Origin of the sequence: Endozoicomonas sp. ALD068 (genome assembly GCF_049310145.1) — a bacterium.
Classification (GTDB): domain Bacteria; phylum Pseudomonadota; class Gammaproteobacteria; order Pseudomonadales; family Endozoicomonadaceae; genus Endozoicomonas_A.
Window position 1 is genome coordinate 4,078,096 of record NZ_JBLYNU010000004.1, and the last position, 11,895, is coordinate 4,089,990.

Sequence of the window (11,895 nt, forward strand, 5' to 3'; positions counted from 1 at the left end):
GAGGTATTTGGTAAGGAAACACCTTGATTTTCTTGATCTATCCTTCCTCTCTGAATACCAGAACGCAGGGATAGAATTATTAAACATTCACTCTTTGCAGCACCAATGTTGCTGCTACTGTTGTTATCTGTCATCGGTCAGGCCGAACCGTTAACAAGGGGTTTTGTCCTCGAGCTTCAACAGGATCCTGGCTCTCCAAACCAGAGTTTTTTTATAAACTCAGACCCGCTTATATTGTCGGGCAAACCGTCAGTCATCACCAAAAGCTATTCAGGATCAGATTTTCCACCTTATGACAAACGACAAAGACCTAACAGTAACAGGGTAAAAACACCCCTTATCGAGTCCATTTTCTGGCAATGGCTTTACGCCACTGATCTGCTGGTTACCTACGAACTGACCCGGGCCACCAGAGGTACAGCACTGAGCCCCACTGCTTATTCATGGCTACTGATAGAAATGGCTGTCGCTGTCGGCTGGTTTTTACAAAGTTATTGGAACCCCGATTCATTGCTGTTTAAACCATTTGGTATACATATGTCGTTTATATTGACATTGGAAGATCACAGGTTTGTGATCACCACCATGGTGCCTGGCTCTGAACAACAGCAACAACAAGGCCAGCTATCACAATCAACTGGCAAACAGGCCCCACAAGCCAGCAGCCAACCTGCAAGCGCTTTCAACAGTCCCCTGTATTCTGGCTCTGCCGACGGTAACGGAAACTCTCAACAACAGTCACATACTTTGGGTTTAAATTGTTTCGTCCATCCCTGTCATGGCGTTTGCAAGTTCCGATCATTATCGGATCATACCTATTCAATGAGTGCATGGACTGCTTGTGCTGACCCTATCGGACCACCCGGTAATAAAGCAACAATACCCGGGAATTTGCCTGCCAGCGCTAATGACTGGATTATAATCCAGGGGCTTCTCATTCTGGGTCAGCACGGAACTGACAATGAAAACGAAATTTCCTCTACACCTGCTCACTTTACCCCCTTAATGGTGACTTCAGAAACACAACAAACCGCTACAGAAACACCTCAATGGGGTCAAAGGCCACCTGGTCTTTCCCGGACAGTCACCGGGCAGGCCACTGAACAAAGCGAGAAACTAATCTGTGACCTGACCCTGTCCGGTGAGAATGCTCAACAGCGACGATGCGGAAAGGTCTGCAAGACTTCTCATGCCCTGTCGCTTCACAAAAGCAGATACCACAGCGGGCACAGAACCTGTGCCGTGACTGTGGTCGGGGAGGATGGTAAAGAGCGATCATGCGGAAAAGTCTGCAACAATGCTAACGCCCTGACGAAGCACAAACGAAAAGATCACTCCGGGCAACAAATCTGTGACACATCAGTGGTCAGGAAGGATGGTCGGCAGCGACCTTGCGGGAAGGTCTGCAAGAACGTAATAGCTCTGTCGGAACACAAAAGAAACATCCACAGCGGGCAAAAATCCTGTGACCTGACTGTTGCCGGTGAAGATAGCCAGCTGCGGCTATGCGGATTGGTCTGCAATAATACTCAAGCCTTGTCTTATCACAAAGTCAGAGAGCATCGCGGTCAACAAACCTGTAAGCTAATTATGGTCGGAGAGGATGGCCAGCAGAGGCCATGCGGGAAAATCTGTAAAAATGCCTATAGCCTGTCATATCACAAAAGAAAAGAGCACAGCGGGCAACAAACCTGTGAACTGACCCTTGTCGGGGAGGATGGCCAGCCACAGCCATGCGGGACGACCTGTAAAAATGCCCAAGCCCTGTATTATCACAAAATCAAAAACCACACCCGGCAACAAACCTGCAACGTGAATCTGGTCACGGAGGATGGTCTGAAGCGGCCATGTGGGACGACCTGTAATAATGCCCTGGCCCTGTCATATCACAAAAGAAGAGACCACACCGGGCAACAGACCTGCAACGCGATTCTGGTCACGGAGGATGGCCAGCTGCAGCCATGTGGGACGACCTGTAATAATGCCCTGGCCCTGTCATATCACAAAAGAAGAGACCACACCGGGCAGCAAACCTGCAACGTGGCCCTGATCTCAGAGGATAGCCAGCCAAAGCTATGCGGGAGGGTCTGCAAAAACGCTGATGCTCTCTCGAGTCACAAAAAAAGACATCGAAAACGCAAGCATGATGATGTGAACCAGGATGATGACCTCAGTGCTCCAAGAACTAAAACCAACAGGTATTGACATCCTCCCCGCCCTAAAGAGGGTGTCGCAAAACTTCAACAGCTCGTTCTCACGCTCTGAAGTCGTCATTCCCGCGAAGGCGGGAATCCAGCGCCAACGGTGGATCTCTGCCTTCTCGGGGATGACAAGGCCAGGGGGACACCGGGCAGTATGGTTCTGGTGGAGAGTCAGTGTGGATTCCCGCCTTCGCGGGAATGACGAGAATGAAGCCGGGAATGACGAGAATGAAGCCGGCAATGACGAGAATGAAGCCGGCAATGACGAGAATGAAGCCGACAATGACGGGAGTCAACGCGTTCCCACGCCGGAGAGAGTTTTGCGACACCCTCTAAAGGACGGGGATTCCTACCACCAGACGGTCATGCCCGACCGCAGTGTATACCTTACCCAGTAGCGGCATACACCTTATTCGACAATCTGCTCTACCTTTCGGATTGTCTAGGAGCCTGACCGAGAATAGTCTGCCCTACTGCGGCGGCAGCAAATTGGTCTGAAAATCCGCTTTTGTTCGTCAAATAGCTCGCTATTCTCCTCACAAAACCGAATTTTCATCCTCAATTTTCTGCCGTCCTCGCTACGGGCGCTATTCTCGGTCTAATGGGATGGTCCGCCCCTCCTAAACGGCTTCAAATGAGCCAAAATGGAGTTAACCATTTAAACAGGATTAACCGGAGCGAACCACCCATGACTATTTCAGTACTTGGTATCGATATTGGCAAGAACAACTTTCACCTGTTTGGTGTTGATGAGCAGGGTAGCAAAGTCATCAGAAAGAAGTTGTCCAGGAAGAACCTTTTGGAGTACGTGGCAAATCTGGAGCCATGCATTATCGCTATGGAAGCTTGTGGTGGTGCTCACTATTTGGCTCGGTTATTCAAGAACTATGGGCATACTGTCAAGCTGATTTCACCTCAATTTGTCAAGCCTTATGTCAAGACCAACAAAAATGACTACAACGATGCTGAAGCGATTGCAGAAGCAGCTTCACGGCCCAGCATGCGTTTTGTACCTGTTAAAACGTCAGAGCAGCAGGCCTGGCAACTTCTGCACCGCTATCGTCAACAAGCGGTTGATCAGAGAACTGCCCTGGTTAACCAGATCCGGGGGTCACTATTGGAAGAAGGTATTGTGGTTGCCCAGGGTATTGGTAAAGTTCGTGCACAGCTTCCACGAATTCTGGAAGATGCTGAAAATGGACTCCATTCGCTGACTCGTGAGCTGCTACATGGTTTATCAGAAGAGTTGGCCAGTCTTGACAAGCGTATTCAACAGTATGACCAGAAAATTCAGGAGCTGGCTGAAAAAGACGAATGTCGTCGAATGATGACTATGCCGGGTATCGGAGCCATCACTGCCACAGCATTGAAGGCAGCCGTTGGTGATGCGACGTATTTTAAATCTGGTCGACACCTTGCCGCATGGTTGGGATTAGTTCCAAGACAGCATTCCACAGGCGGTAAGTCAGTCCTGCTGGGCATCAGTAAACGGGGTGATAAATACCTGCGCACATTATTGATACACGGCGCACGTTCGGTACTCCACTGCCTCAAAAATAAGGATGACCGCTGTAAAAAATGGGTTAGCCAACTTAATGAGCGCAGCAATCACAACGTTGCCGCCGTTGGTCTGGCTAATAAAATGGCTCGGATTGTCTGGGTCATCATGACCCGAAATGAAGTTTACAAGGCTGCATAATGAGGTAAAGGCGGCAGCGGCAAAGTAAAGCATAAGCTTAATCAAAGGGGAACCCCCCCGCAGATTGCGATGAGCATGTACAGTTGATGGCAAACAGGTAAAAACCGGCAACCTGAAACCTGATAGGAGTCTTGGCCCTTGAGGCCGTCGGACTGATAAGGCCAGGTTGCGCGGATACCCATCAGGGCCAGAGGGTTAGACCTCATGAATAGGCCGTATATATGATTGCAGTTATCTTTGTTTGCTAATTAACAAAACAGGCTCTTGCAAAACGGGGCGGACCATATAAGGCTCCTAGGCGACCCCGTTAACAAACACGGGCAGAAAGCGGAAGGTATTTTACTTCTCCTGTCAGGTAGCGTAATCGCAAAAAACACCTGACGGATAGCAAAGTAGCACAAGGGGCTTGCTTTGCAAGCCGAGCTTACATCCCCGTCCTCAAGAGGGTGTCGCAAAAGGGTATGGTCAGCAGGATATATCAAGATCGTCGTTCCCGCGCAGGCGGGAACCCACCACGAACAGTGGATCTCCGCCTTCGCGGAGATGACGGTTTGAAGCTTGAAGCGTTTTAATTGACCTTTTGCGACACCCTCTCAAAGTACGGGGTTTTACGCTCATTCGATAAGATATCGTCCGGTGCGGCCTCTGGTTTTTAACTGTGTTTTTTAACAAAGTGTCTTCGACAGAAAAACATACTTATATTCTTGATCTATCTTTCCTCTCTGTATATTGGAATGCAAGGATAGAATTATTAAACTCTCACTCTTTGCAGCACTGCTAATACTGCTAATACTGCTAATATTGTCCTCTTTTGTCTGTCAGGCCGAACCATGGTCAGGAAGCTATATTGCTGAGTTTGAACAGGATGCAATTTCGCCAAACTGGAGTTTTTCCATTAAAAGTGACCTGCAAACATTGCCGGACAACCCGTTATATATTTCTGATACAAACGGCTATACAGGACCCGATTCGCCGCCTGATGACAAACGACAAGTAGCAGGTGGTTACGAGGTAAAAACGACCATCATTGAGTTAATTTCTTGGCAGTACCTTTACGTTTCTCATCTAACAGTTGCTTACAAACTGATCCTGACCACCACCCCTTTGAGCTCCAAACTATATTCATGGCTACCTCTAGAATTAGCTGTCGTTGTCGGCTGGCTTTTAAAAAACTATTGGAGCCCCTATTCACAGCTGTTTAACCCGTTCGAACAACAGGCGGCAGTTATTTTGACACAGGGCGACTACCCGTTGGCAAACATCACTATTATGTTTGGCTCTGGACATAACCCTCCACAATACCAGCCGTCAGAATCATCTGGTCAGCGAGCCCCACAAACCTCCACCCAACCTACAGGCAATTTAACTGAACTCCTGCATTCTGGCTCTTTTGACGGCAACGGAGACCCTCAACAACTCCATCATACTCTGAGTTTGAATTGTTTTCTCTCTCCCTGTCATGGTGTTTGTGAATTTCGATCATCATCTGATAACCTCGGGCCTGCTGAATGGTGGCCCAACCCCGAAGAAAGCCCGACAAGATACGCAAGAGTAGCACCCGGACAAAGTGCATGCCCCCATTTGGCTGATGGATACTGCTTTATTTGCATCAGTCAATTGGCTCCTTTAGATACTATAAATCCCCTACAAAGTTCACTATTCATAACAGCGAATGATTCCCCTGCCATTGAACCTCAAAACGACTATGGTCAACTGGTTAAGCCAGATACAAATCAGTCACAGATGCATGGCGCTGATAGCAGCCCTGCCAATAGCTACAACTTTACAGACGAACTTACCTCAGACTCAGTAACTATCGTGACGACCAATATCCCCCCCGCCGACAGGCAACTAATCTGTGACGTAACCATAACCGGGAAGGATGGCCAGCCGGTGACATGTGGAGTCATCTCCAAGAGGAAAAAGGCACTGTCAGTTCACAAAAGCAAATACCACTCCGGGCAAAAAGCCTGTGACGTGACCCTGGTTGGGGAGGATGGCCGTCGGCGGCCATGCGGGAGGCTCTGCAAGCATGCTGAAGACCTCTCGGATCACAAAAGAAGAGAGCACACCCTGCAACAAACCTGTTATGTCACCGTGATCGGTGTGGATGGTCTGCTGCGGACATGTGGGGCCATTTGTAAGAATGCCAAGTCTATGTCAGATCACAAAAGCAAAAACCACTCAGGGCAAAAAGCCTGTCAGGTCATGGTGATCGGGGACGACAGCCAGCTGCGGCCATGCGGGTTGGTCTTCAAATGTTTGAGAGCCCTGTCAGATCACAAAAGAAAAGAGCACAGCGGTGAAAAAATCTGTAATCTGACTCTGATCAGTGAAGATGGCCAACCGCAGCCATGTGCGTTTCCCTGCAAAAATGCCAAAGCTTTTGCAAATCACAAAACCAGATTCCATAGCACTGAGCACAACTGTGACTTTACAGTGTCCGACGAAGACGGCCAGCAGCGACCATGCGAAAAATTCTTCAAAAATAGTAAAGCCCTGAAGAGTCACAAGAGAAACGTTCACAGCAATCAACAAATCTGTGACGAAACCGTTATCGGGCAGGATGGCCAGCTGCGGCCCTGCGAAATGGTGTGCAAGAATCTTCTAGCCCTGAAATACCACAATAAAAAAGACCATAGCGGGCAACAAATATGTAAGGTTCGCGTGTTCACAAAGGATGGCCAGCAGCGGTCATGTGGATTTGTCTGTAAGAATACTCAAGCCCTTCGGTATCACAAATACAGAGACCACACAGGGCAACAAACCTGCAGTGCAATAGTGTTCGCAGAAGATGGTCAGAAACGGCCATGTGGAAAGGTCTGCAAGAACGCTCAATCCCTGCGAAATCACCACAGAAGCGACCACACCAAACCAAAAGTTTGTTTCTATGAAGTCGTTGGCGAACAGAGTCAGCGCCAGTCATGCGGGAGGGTTTGCAAAAGTGCTATAGACCTTGTAAATCACAAAAGAACAGCCCACAGTGGGCAGGCGATATGTGACGCAAATATAGTTGGCAAGGATGGCCAGCAGCGGCTATGCGGAAGGACCTTCAATAATATTCAAAACCTTTCGGTGCACAAAAGCAGATTCCACGGCACGCAAAAAATCTGTTACTCGACAGTGGTCGGAGAGGATGGCCAGCCGCGACCATGCGGAAAGACATTAAAAAATTCTAAAGGCCTGTCGAATCACCGAATGAAAGAACATTCCGGAGAACAAACCTGCAAAATAGCAGTACACGGGGAGGATGGTCAGCCGAGTCCATGTGGAAAGGTCTGTAAGAATGCTATGGCCCTGTCTTATCACAAAAGAGTACATCGAAAACGCAAGCCTGATGATGGGGACAAGTAAATATCTCCATCTTATCCCTACCCTGTCATTCTTTTGACCTACTTTCCTATCTGTATACGAGAAAGTAAGGATAGAATCATTAAACACTCTCTCTATCTGACCCTGCTATTGCTTTCATTGTCTGTCGTCTGTCAGGCCAAACCGTTGACAAGTCGTTTTATAGTTGAGCTTCAACAAAGCACAGGTTATCCAAACCAGAACTTTTCTATGAGGCGAGACCTGAATACATCGTCGGGGAACCCGTCACAGAGAACGTATGATTACGAGGTGAAAACAACCATTATTGAGTCGATTTCGTGGCAATTGCGCTATGCCACGAATCTGCTGATTGCATACCAACTGATCCTGATCTCCAAGTACTCTCCCGCATGCACCATGTCTCATTTGTGGCTATCTCTGGACGCCATTGTGATTGTCAATTGGCTTTTGAAAAGCAGTTGGAACCCCGATTCACCGCTGTTTAATCCGATTGAACAACAGGTGACATCTATGTTGGCACAGAGGAGTCAACCGTTTGCGATCATGAAAATGATTTTTGGCTCCGAGCATCACCAACAACCCTACCAGCCATCAAAATCATCGGAGCAGCACGCCCCGGAAGCCACCAGGCACTCTGAAGGCTCTGTCATTAGCCCTCTGCAACCTGGCTCTGGCGGCGGTGGCGAAGGCCCTCAACAACATTTGCACACTTTAGGTTTAAATTGTTTTGTTTATCCCTGTAATGGAATTTGTCAATTCCGACTGTCACCCGATAATACCGGGACCGCTGAGTTACACTGTGAGCGGCCCTTCATGCCAATACAGATTCCAGAGACAATAACAGGAATGCAAATCTCTCAAACAGAAGCATCACCCGAACAAGGCTTATGCCCACATTTGACTCAAGGATACTGTTTTCATTGCATGATTGAGTCTGATTCTTCAGAAGCTATACTTCGCGAACAAAACCAGCTTACAGAAATATTGAATAATTTCCCTGATGATATTCAGCTCCTGTGCGATTCTGATGAACTATTTCAGCCATATGATATTGATGGCAGCCCTCTGGGAGGATTGACCATAGACTCAATAAGCGCTGAGGCAGCCTGTGCAAACGATCCTGCCGGGCGACCAACCTGCAACCTGGCACTGGCTGGGGTGGTTGACCAACTGAGACCTAACGGAAGAGTTTACAACAAAGTTCAATCCCTGACGTATCATAAAAAAAGAGCCCTCTCCGGTGAAATAACCTGTGAGGTGACTGTGGTCGGAAAGGATGGCCGACCACAGCCGTGCGGGAAACTCTGCAAAAATGCCCCATCTCTCTGGTCTCACAAAAGTAAAATCCACAGTGGGCAAAAAATCTGTGATGCGACCGTGGTCGGTGAGAATGGCCAGCCGGGTCCATGCAGGAAAGTCTGCAAGAATGCTGCAATTCTGGCGACTCACAAATACAAAACCCATGGAAGGCAAAAAAACTTTGAAATGACCATGATCGGGGAGAATGGCCAGCTGCGTCCACGCAAGAAGACCTTCAAGAATGTCAGAATCCTGAGGGATCACAAAAACAGAGAGCGCGAAAGGCAACAAATTTGTGATGTGACAGTGGTCGGAAAGGAAGATCAGCAGCAGCCATGCGGCAAGGCCTTTAAGACTATTAGAGTCCTTTTGGATCACAAAAGAAGAGATCACTCCGGGCAAAAAACCTGTGACGCGACCACGGTCGGGAAGGACGGCCAGCGGCAGCCATGCGGAAGAGTCTGCAAGAGTCAAAGAAGCCTGACGGATCACAAAAGAAGAGACCACACCGGGCAGAAAATCTGTCAGGTAACCGTGATCAGGGAAAATGGCCAGCTGCACCTATGCGGGAAAATCTGCAAGAGTGCTCAAGCCCTCTCAGAACACAAAAGAAGGGATCATACCGGACAGCAAATCTGTGACGAAACAGTGATCACAGAGGATGGCCAGCTGCAACCATGCGGAAAGACCTGCAAGAATGCTGAAGCCCTGACGAATCACAAAAGAATACATCGAAAGTACTAGGAGGCCGACCGAGAATAGCGCCCGTAGCGAGGACGGCAGAAAATTGAGGATGAAAATTCGGTTTTGTGAGGAGAATAGCGAGCTATTTGACGAACAAAAGCGGATTTTTAGACCAATTTGCTGCCGCCGCAGTAGGGCAGTCTATTCTCGGTCGGCCTCCTAGGAGCCTGTTGATGCAGACAAGGGGAAACGCCTCAGACTTCGAGAAAGTAAAATGAATAAGTAACGACAGAGCCGCTTTATGACGTTTACCTGGTCAAACTTTGATTTTTAACAAAAGGCCTTTAACAGAAAAACACCCTTATTTTCTTGATCTATCCTTCCTCTCTGTAAGCCAGAAAGCAGGGATAAAATTATTGAACACTCACTCTTTACGTTACTTCTGTTGCTGCCACTTTCATTGCCTGACACTGGCCAGACCGGACCATTGTCAGAACCTTATATTGTGGAGTTTCAACAAAGCTCAGGCTCTCCAAGTTACGACTTTTCCATGACACCAGATCGACACACATTATCGGTCAACTTGTCAGACAGTGACCAAACACACGACTATGCCGAATCAGGTTCACCACCGGATAACAAACGATACAGACCTGACGTTTACAGGATAAACACGGCCCTCTTTGTGTCGATTTCCTGGCAGTTTCTTTACGCCACGAATCTGCTGGTCGCTTACGAACTGACCCTGGGCAGCAGAGATGCCCCTCTAATCGCCCCCCCCTGTTCATGGTTACCTGTAGAAGCCGTTGTCAGTGTCGGTTGGCTTTTACAAAGCTATTGGAACCCGGATTTACCGCTGTTTAACCCGATCGCACGGCAGTCAACGTCTATGTTGACACGGGGGAATCCCCCGTATACTGCCATCACAATTACGTTCAGCTCCGGGGATAACCAACAGCAGCAACAGCAGCACCAACAATATCAATCATCAGAATCCTATGGCCAGCAAGCCCCACTGATATCTACCCACTCTGCAGGCTCTATCAGTGGCACTCTTTACTCTGGCTCTGGTGGCGGTGACGAAGACCCCGAACAACATCAACATACTTTAGATTTAAATTGTTACTTCAATTTCTGTCATGGCGTTTGTCAGCACCGACCCTCATTCGACAGCACAGAGTTCGCTGAATCGCCGCTGAATTTTACGGAGATTTCAATTGGCCACACAGGAGATATGCTCCAACAAAGCTTTTTATCTGATTTGTTGAATAGACACTGCCATAGTTGCATAGGTCATTTTAATTCTGTGAGCGCTACAGATTCTCAAGTTGAGCCGATTTTCGAAACATTGAATAATCTCTTTGACACTGAAATCCTGGGCTACGGGCAATCATCTCAGCTACAGACTCAGAACATGGATGACAAACTATTCAATAGCTTCAGTCTCTCAGAGTGGGCTGCCTCAGACGGGGTTAACTATACAACTGACGCCAGTGTGTCACTGAACGATGACGTGCAAATATCCGGGAATTTGCCTTCCACGGATAATGATTTTTTAGTCATCAATGGTTCACCCTCTGCACAGTGCCTTCTCGAACAGCACGAGGTTTTCCTTACAATGGGCCATTCAGAAACACAGCAGACAACCACTGAATCATCCCTTTTGGATCAGCGCCAACCTCATCTTTACCAGACAGCAACATTAACAAGCCTGTTGGATCAAAAAAGCAACAACCGTACCAGACAATCAACCTGCAAAGTAAACGTGATCGGGGAGGATGGCCAACATTGGCCATGCGGGAAGGTCTGCAAAGATAATCAAGCCCTGTCGAAACACAAAAGAAAAGACCACAGCGGACAACAAACCTGTGGTGTGACAGTCATCGGGGAAGACGGCCAGCCAAGGCCATGCGGGAAAGTCAGCAAGAATACTAAAGCCCTGTCATCTCACAAAAGCAGAGACCACTCCGGGCAAAAAACCTGTTACGTGACAGTCACCGGGGAGGATGGCCAGTTGCGGCCATGTGGAAGGGTCTTAATGAGCGCTCGAGGGCTGACAGATCACAAAATAAAAGACCACAGCAAGCAAAAAACCTGTGTCATGACAGTGATCCGTGAAGATGGTTCGCCAAAACCCTGCGGGGTCATCTGCAAAAACGCCAAAAGCTATTATGATCACAAAAGATTCGCCCACAGCGGGCCGAAAACCTGTGATTTACCCGTGGTCGGGAAGGATGGTCAGCCGCAGCCATGCGGGAAGATCTGCAACAATGCTCAAGCCTTGTCGATCCATAAACTCAGAACCCACAGCGGGAAAAAAACCTGTGAAGTGAAAATAGTCGCAGAGGATGGACAGCTGCAACCATGCGGAAAAGCCTGCAAGAATGCTGGTGCCCTGAATGAACACAAAAGAGCACATAGAAAACGCAAGCCTGTTGATGTTAAACCGGACAATGACTTGAGTCGTCAAGAAACTAAAGTGAACAAGTAACGATCTGACTCCAGTCCTGTCAGAAGCTTTTCAAGAGGAGGCCTTTGACGGAAAAACGTGCTTATTTTCTTGATCTATCCTTCCTATCTGTAGACCTGAACGCAGGGATAGAATTATTAAACACTCACTCTTTTCGGCATCGCTTTTTCTGCTACTGTCGCTGTCTGTCGTTTGTCAGGCAAGACCAT

General features: G+C 48.2%; 6 protein-coding genes. 5 read left to right on the forward strand and 1 reads right to left on the reverse strand.

Annotated features, from left to right (window positions below; translation table 11 throughout):
• Window positions 1-105 precede the first annotated feature (105 nt).
• Window positions 106-2,205 carry a hypothetical protein gene (locus ACO6V5_RS14365; protein ID WP_422132386.1) on the forward strand — a complete coding sequence of 700 codons (2,100 nt, stop codon included), beginning with the start codon at window positions 106-108 and terminating at the stop codon, window positions 2,203-2,205.
• A gap of 49 nt (window positions 2,206-2,254) precedes the next feature.
• Here the strand turns inward: ACO6V5_RS14365 and ACO6V5_RS14370 are convergent, their stop codons facing one another.
• The gene (locus ACO6V5_RS14370; protein WP_422442182.1) at window positions 2,255-2,497 is read right to left on the reverse strand and encodes a hypothetical protein; all 243 of its coding nucleotides are present in this window, start codon (window positions 2,495-2,497) and stop codon (window positions 2,255-2,257) included.
• A 392-nt stretch (window positions 2,498-2,889) separates the two neighbouring features.
• Between ACO6V5_RS14370 and ACO6V5_RS14375 the strand changes: the two genes are divergently transcribed.
• The 4 genes from ACO6V5_RS14375 to ACO6V5_RS14390 all read left to right on the forward strand — a co-directional run bounded on the left by ACO6V5_RS14375 (window position 2,890) and on the right by ACO6V5_RS14390 (window position 11,707).
• Window positions 2,890-3,900: an IS110 family transposase gene (locus ACO6V5_RS14375; protein ID WP_422492124.1), complete on the forward strand. Its 1,011-nt coding sequence runs from the start codon at window positions 2,890-2,892 to the stop codon at window positions 3,898-3,900.
• A gap of 801 nt (window positions 3,901-4,701) precedes the next feature.
• On the forward strand, window positions 4,702-7,254 hold the full coding sequence (locus ACO6V5_RS14380) for a hypothetical protein (protein ID WP_422413899.1): 2,553 nt from the start codon (window positions 4,702-4,704) through the stop codon (window positions 7,252-7,254).
• A 267-nt stretch (window positions 7,255-7,521) separates the two neighbouring features.
• Window positions 7,522-9,276: a hypothetical protein gene (locus ACO6V5_RS14385; protein WP_422140002.1), complete on the forward strand. Its 1,755-nt coding sequence runs from the start codon at window positions 7,522-7,524 to the stop codon at window positions 9,274-9,276.
• A gap of 385 nt (window positions 9,277-9,661) precedes the next feature.
• A complete protein-coding gene (locus ACO6V5_RS14390; RefSeq protein ID WP_422411054.1) occupies window positions 9,662-11,707 on the forward strand; it encodes a hypothetical protein in 2,046 nt (681 codons plus the stop codon).
• Window positions 11,708-11,895: the final 188 nt, after the last annotated feature.

Coding starts and splice junctions, on each gene's coding strand:
- ACO6V5_RS14365 (WP_422132386.1), top strand. CDS start 106: ATGTTGCTGCTACTGTTGTTATCTGTCATCGGTCAGGCCGAACCGTTA.
- ACO6V5_RS14375 (WP_422492124.1), top strand. CDS start 2,890: ATGACTATTTCAGTACTTGGTATCGATATTGGCAAGAACAACTTTCAC.